At 49.2% G+C, this 17,266-nt stretch carries 18 protein-coding genes; all 18 read left to right on the forward strand.

What is annotated here, in order from left to right; translation table 11 throughout:
- The first annotated feature begins 27 nt into the window (after positions 1–27).
- The 18 genes from ftcD (at position 28) to BLCOC_RS11545 (ending at position 17,266) form a co-directional block, all read left to right on the forward strand.
- A complete protein-coding gene (gene ftcD / locus BLCOC_RS11460; protein WP_018594824.1) occupies positions 28–921 on the forward strand; it encodes a glutamate formimidoyltransferase in 894 nt (297 codons plus the stop codon).
- Between the two features lie 50 nt (positions 922–971).
- Positions 972–1,607, forward strand: coding sequence for a cyclodeaminase/cyclohydrolase family protein (locus BLCOC_RS11465; protein WP_115625348.1), 636 nt, complete (start codon positions 972–974; stop codon positions 1,605–1,607).
- 158 nt (positions 1,608–1,765) lie between these two features.
- A complete protein-coding gene (gene citD / locus BLCOC_RS11470) occupies positions 1,766–2,038 on the forward strand; it encodes a citrate lyase acyl carrier protein (protein ID WP_018594827.1) in 273 nt (90 codons plus the stop codon).
- Positions 2,035–2,913, forward strand: coding sequence for an HpcH/HpaI aldolase/citrate lyase family protein (locus tag BLCOC_RS11475; RefSeq protein ID WP_115625349.1), 879 nt, complete (start codon positions 2,035–2,037; stop codon positions 2,911–2,913). The genes citD and BLCOC_RS11475 overlap by 4 nt, the downstream gene beginning before the upstream one ends.
- Positions 2,906–4,309 carry a citrate lyase subunit alpha gene (gene citF, locus BLCOC_RS11480; RefSeq protein ID WP_018594829.1) on the forward strand — a complete coding sequence of 468 codons (1,404 nt, stop codon included), beginning with the start codon at positions 2,906–2,908 and terminating at the stop codon, positions 4,307–4,309. The genes BLCOC_RS11475 and citF overlap by 8 nt, the downstream gene beginning before the upstream one ends.
- A gap of 20 nt (positions 4,310–4,329) precedes the next feature.
- The gene (glmS, locus tag BLCOC_RS11485; RefSeq protein WP_018594830.1) at positions 4,330–4,767 is read left to right on the forward strand and encodes a methylaspartate mutase subunit S; all 438 of its coding nucleotides are present in this window, start codon (positions 4,330–4,332) and stop codon (positions 4,765–4,767) included.
- Positions 4,768–4,782: 15 nt separating this feature from the next.
- A complete protein-coding gene (gene glmL, locus BLCOC_RS11490) occupies positions 4,783–6,171 on the forward strand; it encodes a methylaspartate mutase accessory protein GlmL (RefSeq protein WP_115625350.1) in 1,389 nt (462 codons plus the stop codon).
- On the forward strand, positions 6,155–7,603 hold the full coding sequence (locus BLCOC_RS11495; RefSeq protein ID WP_018594832.1) for a methylaspartate mutase subunit E: 1,449 nt from the start codon (positions 6,155–6,157) through the stop codon (positions 7,601–7,603). Before glmL ends, BLCOC_RS11495 begins: the two co-directional genes overlap by 17 nt.
- Before the next feature lie 89 nt (positions 7,604–7,692).
- A complete protein-coding gene (locus BLCOC_RS11500; RefSeq protein WP_018594833.1) occupies positions 7,693–8,943 on the forward strand; it encodes a methylaspartate ammonia-lyase in 1,251 nt (416 codons plus the stop codon).
- A gap of 89 nt (positions 8,944–9,032) precedes the next feature.
- Positions 9,033–9,971, forward strand: a complete 939-nt coding sequence (locus BLCOC_RS11505) for an alanine-tRNA synthetase second additional domain-containing protein (RefSeq protein WP_115625351.1) — start codon at positions 9,033–9,035, stop codon at positions 9,969–9,971.
- Positions 9,972–10,004: 33 nt separating this feature from the next.
- Positions 10,005–10,850, forward strand: a complete 846-nt coding sequence (locus tag BLCOC_RS11510; RefSeq protein ID WP_029469485.1) for a fumarate hydratase — start codon at positions 10,005–10,007, stop codon at positions 10,848–10,850.
- A gap of 32 nt (positions 10,851–10,882) precedes the next feature.
- Positions 10,883–11,419 carry a Fe-S-containing hydro-lyase gene (locus tag BLCOC_RS11515; protein WP_018594836.1) on the forward strand — a complete coding sequence of 179 codons (537 nt, stop codon included), beginning with the start codon at positions 10,883–10,885 and terminating at the stop codon, positions 11,417–11,419.
- Positions 11,420–11,552: 133 nt separating this feature from the next.
- Complete coding sequence (locus BLCOC_RS11520; protein WP_115625352.1) at positions 11,553–12,419, forward strand: hypothetical protein; 867 nt, start codon at positions 11,553–11,555, stop codon at positions 12,417–12,419.
- 49 nt (positions 12,420–12,468) lie between these two features.
- Positions 12,469–13,293, forward strand: a complete 825-nt coding sequence (locus BLCOC_RS11525) for an MBL fold metallo-hydrolase (RefSeq protein WP_115625353.1) — start codon at positions 12,469–12,471, stop codon at positions 13,291–13,293.
- Positions 13,294–13,479: 186 nt separating this feature from the next.
- Positions 13,480–14,271: an SseB family protein gene (locus BLCOC_RS11530; RefSeq protein ID WP_115625354.1), complete on the forward strand. Its 792-nt coding sequence runs from the start codon at positions 13,480–13,482 to the stop codon at positions 14,269–14,271.
- Between the two features lie 14 nt (positions 14,272–14,285).
- Positions 14,286–15,092 carry an amidohydrolase family protein gene (locus BLCOC_RS11535; protein WP_115625355.1) on the forward strand — a complete coding sequence of 269 codons (807 nt, stop codon included), beginning with the start codon at positions 14,286–14,288 and terminating at the stop codon, positions 15,090–15,092.
- A gap of 45 nt (positions 15,093–15,137) precedes the next feature.
- Positions 15,138–15,971, forward strand: a complete 834-nt coding sequence (locus BLCOC_RS11540; protein ID WP_018594842.1) for a CehA/McbA family metallohydrolase — start codon at positions 15,138–15,140, stop codon at positions 15,969–15,971.
- A gap of 2 nt (positions 15,972–15,973) precedes the next feature.
- Complete coding sequence (locus BLCOC_RS11545) at positions 15,974–17,266, forward strand: homoserine dehydrogenase (RefSeq protein ID WP_018594843.1); 1,293 nt, start codon at positions 15,974–15,976, stop codon at positions 17,264–17,266.

Here is a 17,266-nt window from a genome sequence, read left to right on the forward strand (position 1 = left end):
TCATTACAACATAAAGGAGAAAATATCATGGAAAGAATTATCGAATGCGTACCTAATTTCAGTGAAGGAAGAGACAAAGACAAAGTAGAAAAGATCGTTGACTGCTTCCGCAACAGAGAGGGCGTTAAGCTTTTAGATTATACTTCCGATGAAGACCACAACAGAAGCGTTGTAACAGTGATCGGTGAGCCGGAACCATTAAAGGACGCAATGGTTGCAGCGATTGGCAAAGCAGTGGAACTGATCGATATGACAAAACATCAGGGTCAGCATCCCCGCATGGGCTGTGTGGACGTTGTTCCGTTCATCCCCATCCGCGGCGTGACTGTGGAAGACGCGGATGCAGTGGCTAAAGCAGTGGCAAAAGAGGCATCTGAGAAATTCGGTCAGCCTTTCTTCTTATATGAGAAATCAGCTACAGCTCCTCACAGAGAAAATCTGGCTAAAGTCCGCCAGGGACAGTTTGAGGGAATGGCTGAGAAAATGAAAGACCAGGAAAAATGGAAACCGGACTTTGGTCCGAACACCATTCACCCTACCGGCGGTGTGACAGCAATCGGCGCAAGAATGCCTCTGATCGCCTACAACATCAACCTGGATACTCCAAATGTGGAGATCGCACAGAAGATCGCAGACAAGATCCGTCACGTAAAAGGCGGCTTCCGTTTCTGCAAAGCCATGGGCGTTATGCTGGAAGACAGAAATATCGCTCAGGTGTCCATGAACCTGACAGACTATACAAAGACTGCTGTATATACAGTATTTGAGACCGTACGCATGGAAGCAAGACGTTATGGCGTCAATGTACTGGGCAGCGAGGTAGTGGGACTGATCCCGCTGCAGGCCATCGTTGACTGCGCTGAGTATTACTTAGGCTTTGAAGGCTTTGATTCCAAACAGGTTCTGGAGACACGTCTGTAAGAAATTATATTACGACATATATCTGATTCGATTAGGAGAGGTTACACATCATGAAAAATATGACAGTTGAACAGTTTGCCATGCAGACAGCCTCCAATGAACCAGTACCGGGGGGCGGAAGTATTTCCGCCCTTGCTGGTGCCCTGGCGGCAGCCCTGACTGAGATGGTGGCAGGACTCACCATTGGCAAAAAGAAATATGCGGAAGTGGAAGAAGAGATGAAGAAGGCAGTTGCTCCCATGCATGAGATCTGTGAGCATCTTCTGGATGACATCAAGCGTGACAGCGAATCCTTTGACCTGTACATGCAGGCTTTGACACTCCCGAAAGAGACAGAGGAAGAGAAGGCAGCCCGCACAAAGGCTATGCAGGACGGCCTGAAGGCAGCCGTTGCGGTTCCCTTATCTGTTGCAAAACGTGCTTACGAGGTAATGCCCTACGCGGAAGTCATGGTGACAAAAGGCAATAAGACAGCCGTGACAGATGCCCTGGTAGCCACCATGATGGCGAGAACAGCCGTTTTGGGAGCACTTTTCAATGTAAAGATCAACCTGGAATCCATTAAGGACGAGGCTTTTGTGGAAGAGACCGCCAAAGAAGCTGCAGTTATAGAAAAAAACGCTCTGGCATATGAGAAAAAGATACTGGCACAGGCCGATGTCTCCAAGAGCGCGGTGGAAGAATGAGAGAAAGCCGATTGATTTCGGCTTTTCCAGAAGGTTCTGTTCATGGCAGAGGTTTCTGCAAAAGCCGGAGTCGACGGACTTTTGTGCGGAGGAAATGTTCTCAATATTTCTACCAAAAATAAAAGAAAAAGATATGTAATGCAGAAAGGAGATAACCTGTGAAGATTCTCAAGAATGCAGTAGCAGGAACCCTGGAATCCAGTGACTTGTTTATCCAGATCGAGCCGGATGACAAAGAGCTGACCCTGGAAATTGACTCTGTAGTAGCCAACCAGTATATGGATTCCATTCGGGCCGCTGTGCTGGACACACTGAAAGAATTTGAAGTGTCTACAGGGAAAATTTTTATCAAAGACAAAGGCGCGTTGGATTGTGTGATCCGGGCGCGTATGGAGACCGCATTAAAAAGAGGGGGAGTTGAACAGTCATGAGACGAACCATGTTGTTTTTGCCGGGTAATACGCCGAACATGCTGATCAACGGCGATACCCTGGGAGCTGATACGATCATTTTTGATCTGGAGGACGCTGTATCTCCGGATGAGAAGGATGCAGCCAGAATTCTTGTGAGAAACGCTCTTCGCTATCAGTCCTATGCGGGCTGTGAGACCGTGGTGCGGATAAATCCCACAGACACAGCGTTCTGGAAAGAAGATTTAAAAGCTGTCATTCCCCTGAAACCGGATGTTATCATGCCCACAAAAGTCAGCGGCGGCCATATGATCCGGGAAGTTTCTGCCTGTATGGCAGAGGTGGAACGGGCGGCCGGCATAGAGGAGGGGACTGTCAAGATCCTTCCGCTGATCGAAACCGCAATGGGTGTGGAAAAGGCTTTTGACATTGCGTCCGCAGACGCCAGAGTGATCGGCCTGTTTTTGGGCGGTGAGGATTTTACCGCTGACCTGCACTGTAAGCGGACAAAAGAGGGAAATGAAATATTCTACGCCAGAACCAGGCTGGTGTGTGCTGCCAGGGCCTGCGGTATTGAAGCCTATGATACACCGTTCACGGATGTGGAGGACATGGAAGGCCTTGAAAAAGATACAGAGTTTGCTAAGAGCCTGGGCTTTGCCGGCAAAGCAGTCATTTCACCCCGCCATGTGGACATTGTCAATGCTGTATTTTCTCCCACGGAGTCTGAGATCGCTTATGCCCATGATGTGATGGATGCCATTGAAGAGGGCAAGCGTCAGGGTAAAGGCGTGATATCTCTCCGCGGCAAAATGATAGATGCCCCCATAGTGAAACGCGCCTCCCAGGTGCTGGAGATGGAGAAAGCCATTTATGGAGGTGCGCAGTATGAGTAAATTGTTAGGCTCCTTAAAAGAGGCCATTGAAAAGACAGGTTTAAAGGACGGAATGACCATTTCCTTCCATCACCATATGAGAAATGGAGACTATGTGCTGAACATGGTGCTGGCTCAGGCGGCAGAGATGGGGATCAGGGACCTGAATGTGAATGCAAGTTCTATATTCGATATCCATGAACCTATAATCGAACACATCAAAAACGGTGTTGTCACAGGCCTGGAATGCAATTACATGGGCGGCAAGGTGGGAAAGGCCATCTCCGAAGGCATCCTGGAGCGCCCTGTGATCTTCAGAAGCCACGGCGGAAGAGCAGGAGATATGGAGAATGGTTCCTCGAAGATCGACATTGCGTTCATCGCCGCGCCCTGTGCGGACAATATGGGAAACATAAGCGGCAAGTACGGACCGTCTGCCTGCGGTTCCCTGGGATATGCCTTCTCCGACGCTATGCATGCGGATAAGGTGGTGGTCCTGACAGACAATCTGGTACCCTACCCGCTGAAAGATACCTCCATTGCAGAGGGATACATGGACTATGTAGTGGAAGTGGAGCAGATCGGCGACCCTACAAAAATTGTTTCGGGAACAACTAAGATCACCCGTGACCCGGTAGGACTGAGAATCGCAGGACTGGCGGCACAGGTGGTAAAGAATTCAGGATACTTAAAAGACGGATTTTCCTTCCAGACAGGAGCCGGCGGTGCGTCCCTGGCTGTTGCGAAGTATGTGGAGGAGATGATGGAAAAAGACCACATCAAGGGAAGCTTCTGCATGGGCGGAATCACCGGATATCTGGTAGATATGGCGAACAAAGGGTATTTTGAAACCATCCTGGATGTACAGTGCTTTGATCTGAAAGCCATTGAATCCATCCGTGAGAATCCCAAGCACCAGGAAATCTCCGCTATGCGCTATGCCTCTCCGGCAGCGAAAAGCGCTGCGGTGGACAGTCTGGATGTGGTGATCCTGGGAGCGACCCAGGTGGATACAGACTTCAATGTAAATGTACATACAGACTCCAACGGCTACATTATGGGCGGCTCCGGCGGACACTGTGATACAGCGGCGGGCGCTAAGCTGGCTATCGTGGTGGCTCCCCTGATAAGGGCAAGACTTCCCCTTATCGTGGATGAGGTACTCTGCAAATCCACACCGGGCAGTACGGTGGATGTGATCGTGACGCAGAGGGGCATTGCAGTCAACCCGGCCCAGAAAGAGCTGAGGGAAAAATTAGTGAAAGCCGGACTTCCGGTGAAGGATATAAAAGAATTAAAGAAGATCGCAGAAGAGACTGCGGGTGTACCGAAAGCCGTGAAACGCGGCGACAGGGTGGTGGCGAAAGTCCTGTACCGTGACGGCACACTTTTGGATACCATTAAAAATACTATATAACTGGAAGGGAGCGGTTTACAGTGGATAAGAAAAAATTAGTCATTGGTGTTATCGGAGCTGATGTGCACGCAGTAGGCATCAGTATTCTGGAACATGCATTTACAGGTGCAGGATTTGAGGTGATCAACCTGGGGGTTATGGTTTCCCAGGAAGAGTATATTTCAGCAGCGATCGAGACAAATGCTGACGGCATTATGGTCTCCTCTCTCTACGGACACGGAGAGCTGGACTGCAGAGGTCTCCGCGATAAATGTGACGAGGCCGGATTAAAAGGCATCCTCCTCTATGTGGGCGGCAATATCGTAGTCGGAAAACAGCCTTTTGACGAGGTGGAGAGACGCTTTAAAGCCATGGGATTTGACCGTGTATTCGGACCGGGCACTGCACCGGAGACCACCATTGCAGCGCTTTATGAGGACCTGGGAATCCCGGAAGAAGATCAGCAGGCAGCAGAGTAAAAGGGGCGGTGTAAAATGAAACCAGTTCTTTTGGTGGACTTTGGGAGTACCAACACCAAAGCGACGGCTGTTGACGTGGAGAATTGTGAGATTCTTGGAACGGCGGCAGCGTATACAACAGTAGAGACAGACATCAACAATGGACTTCATGACGCGATACAGGTTCTGGAGAAGACCACAGGCTATCTGGAGTTCAGTGAGACCTATGCATGCTCCAGCGCGGCAGGCGGACTGAAAATGATATCCTGCGGACTGGTCCCCGAGCTTACGGCCCAGGCCTCCAGAGAGGCGTCTCTGGGAGCGGGCGCAAAGGTATGGAAGACTTATTCTTTTCAGCTCACCAAAGGCGATATGAAGGAGATCGAGGAATATCATCCTGACATCATTCTGCTCACCGGAGGGACGGACGGCGGAAATACGGACTGTATTCTGTATAACGCAAAGATGCTTGCAGGACTTAGCTATGACTGTCCCATCGTGATCGCGGGAAACCGCTGCTGCGCGGATGACTGTCAGGAGATCCTGGAGGGAAGGACCACCTATATCTGTGAAAATGTAATGCCGAGACTGGGCGAGTTAAATATCGAACCCACCCAGAAGCAGATACGGGAAATCTTCCTGAACCGCATTGTGCAGGGAAAGGGGCTGACTCAGGCCATGGATCTGATGTCCGGCATTATCATGCCCACACCGTCGGCAATGCTGACAGCTATGGAGCTTCTCTCAGACGGCTATGATGAGATTCCGGGAATCGGGGAACTGGTAGGTGTGGATCTGGGCGGTGCCACCACAGACGTGTATTCTGTGGCAGACGGAAGCCCGGCCAACGCCGCGACAGTCATCAAGGGACTGCAGGAGCCATACACCAAGCGGACTGTCGAGGGAGACATAGGGATGCGCTATAGCGTCAGAGGCATCATGGAGGCAGCAGGAGACAGAAAGCTGGCGAAAATGGCAGGGCTTGCCAGGAACAAGGTAAACGAGCTTGTGGATTATCTGGAACACCACACAGATTACATTCCTGACAGCGAAGAGATGGAAAAAATGGATCATGCACTGGCATGTGCTGCCGTGGAGACTGCGGTTGCCCGTCATGCCGGTTCTCTGGAACAGGTCTATACCCCCTGCGGTCTGACCTATGTACAGAGCGGAAAGGATCTGCGCCGTGTAAAATATGTGGTTGTCACAGGAGGCGCACTGATCCACGCAAAACATACAGAAGAAATTGCAAAGTATGCACTATTTGATGAAAGCAATCCTGCCTCATTAAGGCCGGAAAACGCGGAAATCTTGGTGGATAGAAAGTATATCCTGGCTGCCATGGGACTGCTCTCAAAACAGTACCCGCAGGCTGCCCTGGAAATCATGAAGAAGGAGATTGCTTATTATGGACATAAGGAATAAGAAATTATCTGATGATGAGTTCTATGGAATACGGAAAGAGGTTATGGAACAGTGGCCTACCGGAAAAGAAGTAAACTTTGAGGAGGCCATAGATTACCATAAAGCGATGCCGGAGAGCAAGAGCTTTTCACGGAAACTGGCAAATGCCAAAAAAGAGAGAAAAACACTGATCCAGCCCAGGGCCGGTGTGGCACTGATTGACGAGCATATCAAACTGCTGCAGTATCTGCAGGACAACGGCGAGGCAGATCTTTTGCCAACCACGATTGACTCCTATACCCGTCAGAACCGCTATGAGGAAGCTGAGGTTGGAATCAAAGAATCTATCCACACCCAGAAATCCATGCTGAACGGTTTTCCGGCTGTAAACCACGGTGTATTCGGCTGCCGTTCCATTATTGAGAATCTGGATACTCCGGTACAGGTACGTCACGGCACACCGGATGCCAGGCTGCTGACAGAAATCTGCTACGCAGGCGGATTTACAAGCTATGAAGGCGGCGGTATCTCCTACAATATTCCTTACGCAAAGGATGTTCCCCTGGAGAGGACCATCTATGACTGGATGTATGTGGACCGTCTCACAGGTATCTACGAGGAGGCAGGCGTTTCCATCAACCGTGAGCCTTATGGTCCTCTGACAGGAACACTGGTACCCCCTTCCATGTCCAATGCAGTGGCTATCATTGAGGCCATGCTGGCAGCGGAGCAGGGTGTTAAGAATGTGACCGTAGGTTACGGCCAGTGCGGTAACCTGGTACAGGACGTTGCGGCCCTCAGAGTTCTCGAGGAGCTGACAGAAGAGTATCTGGAAAAATACGGCTATGAAGATGTTACAGTTACCTCAGTGCTTCATCAGTGGATGGGCGGTTTCCCGCAGGATGAGTCAAAAGCTTTCGCTGTTATCTCCTGGGGAAGCTCTGTGGCAGCTCTGGCCAAGGCCACAAAAGTTATCGTTAAAACACCTCACGAGGCAATGGGCGTTCCGACTATGGAGGCCAATGCACAGGGACTTCGCTGTACAAAACAGGCCATCTCCCTTTTGGCGGACCAGGAACTGAAAAGCTCTGCCTTAGAGCTTGAAAAAGCCATTATCAAAGGGGAAACATGTGCTATCGTGGACAAATGTTTTGAACTTGGTATGGGCGATCTGGCTCTTGGCGCTATCCGCGGCGTGAAAGCCGGTGTGCTGGATATTCCCTTTGCCCCCAGTAAATACAATGCAGGTAAAATGCTGCCGGCCCGTGACTTTGAAGGCGCTGTGCGCTACCTGAATGTAGCCAATGTACCGCTCCCGAGAGAGTTAAAAGACTTCAACCAGGGCAAGATTGAGCACAGGGCGAAGATGGAGAAGAGAAAAGCATCCTTCCAGATGGTCATCGACGATGTATATGCCATCAGCAAAGGAAGACTGGTTGGCAAACCTAAATAAAAGAGAAGGCATATCCCATAGTTACAAGATCGTAACCGTTCAGATATCTGGGCGGTTACACAAAATCACAATAATAGGAGAAGTGTATCATGAAAATTGTAGATGTTGTTTGTTCCAAAGCAAGAACAGGGTTTTTCTTTGATGATCAGAGAGCGATCAAAAAAGGTGCTGTGGCAGATGGTTCCGCATATTTTGGCGAGACTGTGACACCAGGATTCAAATCCGTAAGACAGGCAGGAGAAGCCATCTCCGTTATGCTGATCTTAGAGGACGGACAGATCGCATGGGGAGACTGCGCGGCTGTACAGTATTCCGGCGCAGGCGGAAGGGATCCGCTGTTTTTGGCAGAGGACTTTATCCCCATCATCGAAAAGTATATCAAGCCTGAACTGGTAGGTAGGGAAGCAGACAGCTTCAAGGATATGTGTGCCATGCTGGAAAATCTCCAGGTAGAGGGAAAGAGACTGCATACAGCCATCCGTTATGGTGTGAGCCAGGCGATTCTGGACGCAGTGGCAAAAGCTTCCGGAAGACTTATGTGTGAGGTAGTGGCAGACGAATATGGCACAACGGTTTCCGAGGAGCCGATCCCAATCTTCACCCAGTCCGGTGACAACAGATATGACAACTCTGACAAGATGATCTTAAAAGGCGCGGCAGTTATGCCCCATGCTCTCATCAATAATGTGAAGACAAAGCTGGGCGAGCACGGAGAACTCTTAAAAGAGTATGTGAAATGGCTCAGCGACCGTGTGTTGAAGCTGCGCAGCGATGAGAACTACATGCCTGTATTCCACATTGACGTATACGGTACCATCGGTGCCATCTTCGGCGTGGACAACTACACAGCTATGGCAGATTATCTGGCAGAGCTGGAAGAGGCTGCAAAACCCTTCCACCTGAGGATTGAAGGACCTATGGACGCAGAGGAGAGAGAAAAACAGATGCTCTGCTTAAAAGGTCTGAGAGAAGAAGTGGACAGAAGAGGCATTGATGTGGAGCTGGTTGCTGACGAGTGGTGCAACACCTTGGAAGATGTCAAATACTTTGCTGACAACAAATCAGGCCATATGGCTCAGATCAAGACTCCTGACCTGGGCGGTATCAACAACATTGTGGAAGCTGTTCTTTACTGCAAGGAAAAAGGCTTCGGCGCTTATCAGGGCGGTACCTGCAACGAGACAGACCGTTCCGCTCAGGTATGTGTAAACTGCGCAATGGCTACCAAACCGGACCAGATCCTGGCAAAACCGGGCATGGGAGTTGATGAAGGCTACATGATCGTATACAATGAAATGCAGAGGATCATTGCACTGAGAAACGCAAAAAAGAATAAATAAAACAAATTTTTGAAACGTGCCAGACTGTTCTGCGGGCTTTTGCCGGCAGGACGGTCCGGCTGTTTCAGCATATTGGGAAGGAAGAGTCTATGGCATATTCAAAACAGATGCAGGAAGGAAACCTGTACAGCTTTTATTTTGCTCCCAGAGGAAACCGGCGTATGGCGGATCTGGGAATGCAGCTCAGCCAGATGTATTTAAGCCCTTTTGACCATATTATTGGAATCATAGGAGATGCCGGGGCAGGAAAGAGCCTGCTCATCAAAGGAATGTTTCCCGGCATTGATCTGACCAATGATGATGAGGGCGTGAACATCCGCCCCCTGCCCCTTCTTCATGAAGATCTGACAGACCCCTTTTCCCCGCACACCTATCATCTGGATATCCGCTTTGAATCAGCATTTACCCAGATGCATGTGCTGGCAGACACCATTTTGGATGCTGCCAATCACGGGAAGCAGGTCATTGTGGAACATTTTGATTTGATTTATCCCATGCTGCACAGAAACGCGGATCTGCTTGTGGGAATCGGTGAGGAGATCATTATCACTAGACCGAATATGTTCGGCCCTCTGCCGGAAAACATCGCCAATATTGTACATAAATCCGTAAAATACAGAAAGATGGCCCACACCTTGGAGGATCTATGCGTGTATTATATGGGTGACGGCTATGCCCAGGACGGTCCGCGCTCGGATGTGCGCCACGGATTCGTGCTGGAGTTTGAGAATAAGCCGGATGTGGATGTGTACGAGCTGGAGAAAAAAGTGAAGGACGCGGTGAAGCAGGATCTGTCTGTGTCCTACTACGATGAAAATCATGTGCAGATCGGGGAGATGGTCCTGGAATGTCTGGGACCGCGTATGCATGTGTCCAGCACAGGAAAAATCGAGGATTTCACCCTGGTAAAAGACTATCCCATTGATCCCAGGACCGGGTATTATATGCTGGTGGGACTGATCGGAAAACACAGATCTGAGGATCTGTCAGACTTTAACCGAATTGATGTGAAGCAGCAGTTAAGCTGAACAGGGAAGAAATAAATTTTGGAGGAAAAAGGCATGGTTCGCAGTGTAAACGTGGAACTTTTAACAGATAACATCAAAGAGATGTGTATTCAGGCCAACCACTATCTTGCCCCGGATATGGACAGGGCGATGAAGTCTGCCTGTGAGAGAGAGACAAAGCCACTGGCAAAACAGATCCTGGGACAGCTTCTGGAGAATCTGGACATTGCAGGAAAGGATATGATCCCCATCTGCCAGGATACAGGCATGGCGGTGGTATTCTTAAAAATCGGACAGGATGTGCATTTTGAGGGCGGCAGCGTGGAAGAGGCTGTGAACGAAGGCGTCCGCAGAGGATATGAGGAAGGCTACCTGCGCAAATCTGTCGTGGGAGATCCTCTTCTTCGTGTAAACACAAAGGACAACACACCTGCTGTTATCCACTATGAGCTGGTACCGGGGGATCAGGTGGAGATCACTGTGGCGCCCAAAGGGTTCGGCAGTGAGAATATGAGCAAAATCTACATGCTGAAACCCTCAGACGGCGTGGAGGGTGTAAAAGATGCCATCGTCAGTGCTGTCAGGGAGGCCGGACCAAATGCGTGCCCTCCGGTGGTTGTGGGCGTGGGCATTGGAGGTACCTTTGAGAAAGCTGCTGTTCTGGCGAAAAAAGCCCTGACAAGGGAAATAGGAACCCATTCAGAACTGGAACATATCAGAGAACTGGAAGAAGAACTGCTGGCGAAGATCAATGAGATCGGCCTGGGACCTGCAGGCCTGGGCGGAGATATTACGGCACTTGCTGTGAATATCAACACATATGCCACACATATTGCCGGCCTGCCTGTGGCGGTGAATATCTGCTGTCATGTGAACCGGCATATAGTTAGGACAATCTGATTCCGGTGTGAGGATATGAAGGAGGTTTTGTTATGGATAGATATTTGAACGCGCCGCTTGACAGGGAGGAAGTAAAGTCACTTCATGCAGGCGATTATGTGTATATTACGGGAACCATTTATACCGCCAGGGATGCTGCCCATCTCCGTATGGACCAGGCGCTTGACAGGGGAGAGAAGCTTCCCATTGAGATGGAGGGAAATGTGATCTATTATATGGGTCCCACTCCGGCCAGGGAAGGCCGTCCCATAGGCTCTGCAGGGCCTACCACAGCCAGCCGTATGGATAAATACGCGCCAAGGCTTCTAGACTTAGGACTTACCGGCATGATCGGAAAGGGAAAGAGAAAGAAAGAGGTCACAGATGCCATTGTCAGAAATGGTGCTGTGTTCTTTGCCGCTGTGGGCGGGGCAGGGGCACTGCTCTCAAAGTGCATTAAGAAGGCAGAGGTCATCGCCTATGATGATTTGGGGACAGAGGCTGTCCGCAGGCTGGAAGTGGAAAAGTTTCCTGTCATAGTGGTCATTGATGCACAGGGAAGGAATCTTTACGAAGAAGTTTGTAAATAGTTGATATATAAGTGCAGCGGAAGGGGGATTTCTCCCTCCGCTGTTTTTTTCTATTTTTTATGGTTATATCTGTCATTGGAATAAATGAAAACTTAGGGTATAATATGGAATATAAACAGGAAAGGAATACACTATGAAAAAAAAGACAATTATTGTGATCGCAGTGACAGGTGTGCTGGCCGCTGCTGCGGCTGTTTCGGTTTTCTGGTTTGGAAAAGAGAAAAAGGACAGGGAGGCTGAAAGTACAGCACTCGAAGCTTTGTTTTTACGGGATGGCAGCGGAGAGACCATAGGAAATTATCTGTTTGTCAATACACAGAACGGCACTCCGTTTACAGGACCGCTTCCGGAGGGAAGTATTCTGGATGAACAGGGAGAAAATCTGGCCCAGTGGGAGCTGGAGAACGGTGATGTTGTGAAGATTTACGGCAATGGCATTATGACCATGTCTTATCCGGGACAGTATCCGGGCATTACCAGGATCGTGAGGACAGAGAAACAGAACCGGAAGCTTCTGGAACAATACGGTGAGCTTTTAGAGCAGTTCAGTTACCAGGAAGAAGCCTCTTCCCTGCCTTTTTTGGATCTGGAATACAGCCAGCCCCAGGCGAAGGTTACTGCCGCTGTGAATACTATCGGCGGATACCGATGGGAATATGAGAATGAGGATGGTGAGACCGTCAGTGAGACCACAGATGCCCCCTCTATTCTGCAGTGGAGCGAGTATGAGGAGATAAAGATACCGGAGCATACGGATGTGAAGCTTGTCTTTTCAAAAGAACCAAAAGAGATAACCGTGACGCGCTATGACTCCTCTGCACAGGGGCAGGCAGAGGACGCCGGGACGGAACAAAAGGGAGAGTCTGTGACAGTCACATCCGGGGAAGAGGGCAGTGTCCTGCAGGCAGAACCGGGATATATTTACAGTGTGAAGGCAAAGTGGGACAACGGGGAGGCGGAATACGGTTTTCAAACCTTCCCCATGCCTTCTCTGCAATAGAGGGACATGCTGTGAAACTGTCAACTGTCCGGACGCAGGGGGAGCGAAAATGAAGATTACCATATTAAATGAAAATACAGTTTACAGGCAGGGACTTCTGGCAGAACATGGGCTGTCTGTTCTGATCGAGGAGCGTAACAGGAGATTTTTGATGGACACCGGACAGAGTGATGTGTTTTTGAAAAATGCAGAAGCTCTGGGGGTGGATCTGGAAGATTTGGACGGCATACTGCTCAGCCATGGCCATTACGACCACTGCGGAGGTATGGAATATCTGGATAAAAGCCGCGGGCTGCCGCCTGTGTACATACAAAAAAGTGCCTTTGAAAAGAAGTACAGCGGCACGCGGAAAGACAGGCATTTCATTGGCATTCCGGGAAACCATGAAAACTGGATGGCCAATGTTCATTTTACCGGGGATACGGAAGAAATAGCACCCGGGTTCTGGCTGATCGGAAATATTCCATACCGCACGGATTTTGAGGAACGGCCGGCCGGATTCTGGATACGGGATGAAAGATGTGCAGATGCGGTCTGGCGGGCGGATGAGATGGAGGATGAGCAGATACTGGCTGTGTGTACAGAAAAAGGGCTTTGTCTGTTCATGGGATGCAGCCACAGAGGTGTGATCAACTGCATCCTGCGGGCAAAGGAAGTTCTGCCGGATATGCCTGTCTACAGTGTGTTTGCAGGTATGCATTTGGGAAAGGCAGGCACAGGCAGGATCAAAGAGACGATCGAGAGTCTGAGAAGGATGGATATTCCGCTTCTTTTTCCTGTGCACTGTACAGGAAAAAGAGCTGCCGGGATGATGGCCTCGGCATTTCCGGACACCTGTATTCTGGTAGAGACAGGGCAGGTGTTGGAGTTTTAATACCGGCCGCCCCATACACGCTTTGGATAAAACGTTTTCCCGTCTACATGCTTTGGGGGGCAAAATGCAAATTTTTGAGGACAAGAACAGGATTTAGGTGTATACTAAAAGAAGAAAAAGCCGGCAGTTTTCTGCCATTAAAAAAATAAAATATTACTAAAATATACAACAGGAGAACATAGGACAATGGACAAAGTAAGATTGGACACGATTAAGAAAATTCAGCAGATGGAAGCTTTTTATGTGCTTTTTTCCAGAGGGACCAACAATCCTTTTATCATCTGTGATCCAGAGACATATAATGATCAGGTGTGGGTCTTTGAGGACAGCAAGGATTTGGAGGAGAAGGCAAAGCCATATATGGAGACGAAAAATCCTGTGGCATCTATCAAGGTAGAGAATAAGAGTTTTCTGAATTTCTACTCCACTCTCTTTACGCTGGGCGTCAATGAGGTTGTGTTTGTGGAAAAAGACAAGGCAACACCCTTCGATCTGGAGGAGATCGTGAAAAAGCCTGATTTTTCTCAGCTTCCGGAGAACCAGAGACCGCTGTTTAATCCCCAGCTTCAGCTCACGGGCATTTATTTCATGCAGGAATTCCGAAGAGGCGTGGATATGTCTGAGAAAACGAGTATCAATGAGCTGGAAGAGGAGATGGCAGCTAACCTGGTAAAAAGCAAATTCCTGGTAGCGGTGGAGAAACAGGAGGAAGGCCAGGAAAACGTTCAGGTTCCCTATATCAAGAACAAGAACGGTGATGTATTCCAGCCTATTTTTACAGATCCGGGTGAATTTGCAAAATTCAACAAAGAGAAAAAGTTTAAGGCTGTGGTGGTAGAATTTAAAAATCTGGACAAAATATTAATTCCGCTGGCAAAGGGCGTTGTGGTCAATCCCCAGGGCTTTAATCTCATCGTCATGAGTGAACAGTTTGAGAACCTGCTGAAACGTTTTGGTATCCAGAAGGAAGACAAATAAGCGGGGCCGAAGAGATGATCATAGATTTCCATACACATATATTCCCGGATAAAATAGCCGGGGCAACCATAGAAAAGCTTTCCAAGGCATCGGATTCTCCCGCGTATACAGACGGGACAAAGGACGGACTACAAAGGTCCATGGAGGAATCAGGGGTAGATATCTCTGTGGTACTGCCGGTGGTGACAAAGCCGCAGCAGTTTACATCCGTCAACCGATATGCAAGGGAGATAACTCCGGAGCAGTTTTGCGGCGGCGGGGAATTCCTCTCTTTTGGAGGGATCCATCCTGACACGGAGAACTATAAGGCCGAGGTAGACCAGATCGCGGACATGGGTCTGAAGGGGATCAAACTGCATCCTGATTACCAGAGAGTATTTATTGATGACATCCGCTATATGCGTATTATGGACAGAGCGGCAGAGCGGGGACTTATTGTCGTTGCCCATGCAGGGGTGGATGTGGGGCTTCCTGAGGTGGTGCACTGCATGCCCAAGCGGGTGGAGCGGGTGCTTCGTCAGATAGACGGGGGCATTTTGGTCATGGCACATATGGGCGGCTGGAACTGCTGGGAGGATGTGGAAAAGTATCTGGCAGGCAGCAGGCTTTATTTTGATACGGCTTACAGCCTGGGACATATGGAGGATGAGCAGTTTATCCGTCTGTCCAGAAAACATGGAATAGATAAAATTTTATTTGCAACAGACAGTCCCTGGGACGGTCAAAAGGAATTTTTATCCCGCATACGGGAAATGAATATGAAAGAGGATGAGAAAAAAGCCATATTGGGGGAGAATGCGAGACGAATTTTAGAGCTGTAGATTTATTTCAGGATCTGCAGTGTGTTGGGAAGGAGATGTTTTGTCATGAAAATTGACATGCACTGCCATACAAAAGAAGGTTCTATAGACGGCAAAGTAAGCATCGAAGAGTATATCCGTATGCTGAGAAACCAGGGATTTGGCGGAATGCTTGTGACGGATCATGATTCTTACGGGGGATTCCGTTATTGGAAAAAGAATATCAAAGGCCAGAAATACACAGATTTTGTTGTGCTCAAGGGTATTGAATATGACACCCTGGATGCGGGTCATATTATTGTTATCATGCCGGAGAGCATTAAGCTCAGGCTTCTGGAGCTGCGGGGCATTCCAATCCAGATGCTGATACCCATAGTGCACAACTATGGGGGAATACTGGGGCCGGCTCATCCCTGCGGGGAAAAATATATGAGCTTTATGAATGCGAAGGCTTATAAGAGAAATCCTGATATTTTAAAGGAATTTGATTTTATTGAGACTTTTAACGCCTGTGAATCCATGGAGGTCAATGAAAGAGCCGCAAAACTGGCGGAAAAGTATAATCTCACAGGTACAGGCGGAAGTGATGCACACAGAGCAGATTGTGTGGGTAAGGCATATACAGAGGTGCCGGACACAGTTGCCAGTGAGTCTGATCTAATCACAGAGATCATCAAAGGCACAAAGTTTGAGTGCGGCGGTGAGATTTACAATAAGACCACCAAGGATAAAATAGGCAAGGTTAATGCGGTTCTGGTTCATTCCTTCTGGGTTTACAACAAGATCGGGGGATGGAGCAAAGCCTTAAAACGAAATAATAAGATGAAAAAAGGGTTTATCGAGAGGGTAGAACAGGTAGTGAAGCCCAAAAAGGAGGAGCCGGAGGACGGAGAAGAATAATTATGAGTGAAAAAGTGATAAAAGCTGCCCTGCTGGGGCTTGGAACCGTGGGAAACGGTGTATATAAAGTTCTGAACAGCCAAAGAGAAGAGATGGAGAAAAAAATCGGAGCCGTGGTGCAGGTGGAAAAGATCCTGGTCCGCAACTTAAAGAAAGCTGCTGCCAAGGTGGAAGATCCGTCCCTGCTTACCAATGACTGGAAGTCCATTCTGGAAGACCCCTCTATTGAGATCGTCATTGAGGTTATGGGCGGGTTTGAGCCAGCCAGGACCTATATCCTGGAGGCACTGCGCGCGGGCAAGCACGTGGTGACGGCCAACAAAGATCTGGTGGCCTCCAACGGCGGAGAGCTTTTAGACTGCGCGGCAGAGCACCAGTGTGACTTCCTTTTTGAGGCAGCCGTGGCCGGAGGTATCCCTATCATCCGGCCTTTGAAACAATGCCTGGCCGGAAACCATATTCAGGAGGTTATCGGAATAGTAAACGGCACTACCAATTTTATTCTGACAAAGATGACACAGGAGGGTATGGAATTTTCCGAAGCCCTGGCACTTGCCACAGAGCTGGGATATGCGGAGGCAGATCCCACAGCGGACATCAGAGGATATGACGCAGGGCGCAAGATGGCGATCATGGCCTCCATTGCCTTTAATTCCAGGGTGACCTTTGACGATGTGACCACAGAGGGCATAACGCATATTTCCGCTAAGGATATCCGGTATGCGAAAGAGCTGGGATGTCTAATCAAACTGCTGGGCCTTGCCAGGAACACAGAGACAGGAATTGAAGTTCGGGTTCAGCCAATGCTCATTTCCGAGAGTCATCCCCTGGCTTCCGTGAATGATTCCTTTAATGCGGTTTTCGTGAGAGGAGACGCAGTGGGAGATACCATGTTCTATGGGCGTGGTGCCGGTGAGATGCCTACAGCCAGTGCTATTGTAGGTGATGTTTTTGATATTGTAAGGAATATCCGGTTCGGCTGTACCGGAAGGATAAGCTGCACCTGCTACAAAGAGCTTCCTGTAAAGAAGGCAGACGATATGGACAGCCGTTTCTTCCTGCGCCTGCAGGTGGATGACAGACCCGGTGTGCTGGCCAGTATCGCCAGTGTATTAGGCAATAATGATGTGAGTATTGCGCAGATGATACAGAAAAATAAAGACGGGGATCTGGCTGAGATCGTGGTCGTCACCTCAAAAGTGCGGGAAGGCAATTTCAACGATGCCATGATGATAATTGAAGGCATGAGTGTGGTACATAAAGTTTCAGCCCTGATCCGCGTGTATGGAGACTGA

The organism is Blautia coccoides (assembly GCF_034355335.1).
In the GTDB taxonomy this organism is placed as follows: Bacteria; Bacillota; Clostridia; order Lachnospirales; family Lachnospiraceae; genus Blautia; species Blautia producta.

Coding starts and splice junctions, on each gene's coding strand:
- BLCOC_RS11545 (WP_018594843.1), top strand. CDS start 15,974: ATGAGTGAAAAAGTGATAAAAGCTGCCCTGCTGGGGCTTGGAACCGTG.
- citF (WP_018594829.1), top strand. CDS start 2,906: ATGAGTAAATTGTTAGGCTCCTTAAAAGAGGCCATTGAAAAGACAGGT.
- BLCOC_RS11540 (WP_018594842.1), top strand. CDS start 15,138: ATGAAAATTGACATGCACTGCCATACAAAAGAAGGTTCTATAGACGGC.
- BLCOC_RS11525 (WP_115625353.1), top strand. CDS start 12,469: ATGAAGATTACCATATTAAATGAAAATACAGTTTACAGGCAGGGACTT.
- BLCOC_RS11495 (WP_018594832.1), top strand. CDS start 6,155: ATGGACATAAGGAATAAGAAATTATCTGATGATGAGTTCTATGGAATA.
- ftcD (WP_018594824.1), top strand. CDS start 28: ATGGAAAGAATTATCGAATGCGTACCTAATTTCAGTGAAGGAAGAGAC.
- BLCOC_RS11500 (WP_018594833.1), top strand. CDS start 7,693: ATGAAAATTGTAGATGTTGTTTGTTCCAAAGCAAGAACAGGGTTTTTC.
- BLCOC_RS11530 (WP_115625354.1), top strand. CDS start 13,480: ATGGACAAAGTAAGATTGGACACGATTAAGAAAATTCAGCAGATGGAA.
- BLCOC_RS11510 (WP_029469485.1), top strand. CDS start 10,005: ATGGTTCGCAGTGTAAACGTGGAACTTTTAACAGATAACATCAAAGAG.
- BLCOC_RS11465 (WP_115625348.1), top strand. CDS start 972: ATGAAAAATATGACAGTTGAACAGTTTGCCATGCAGACAGCCTCCAAT.
- BLCOC_RS11535 (WP_115625355.1), top strand. CDS start 14,286: ATGATCATAGATTTCCATACACATATATTCCCGGATAAAATAGCCGGG.
- BLCOC_RS11515 (WP_018594836.1), top strand. CDS start 10,883: ATGGATAGATATTTGAACGCGCCGCTTGACAGGGAGGAAGTAAAGTCA.
- glmL (WP_115625350.1), top strand. CDS start 4,783: ATGAAACCAGTTCTTTTGGTGGACTTTGGGAGTACCAACACCAAAGCG.
- BLCOC_RS11475 (WP_115625349.1), top strand. CDS start 2,035: ATGAGACGAACCATGTTGTTTTTGCCGGGTAATACGCCGAACATGCTG.
- BLCOC_RS11505 (WP_115625351.1), top strand. CDS start 9,033: ATGGCATATTCAAAACAGATGCAGGAAGGAAACCTGTACAGCTTTTAT.
- BLCOC_RS11520 (WP_115625352.1), top strand. CDS start 11,553: ATGAAAAAAAAGACAATTATTGTGATCGCAGTGACAGGTGTGCTGGCC.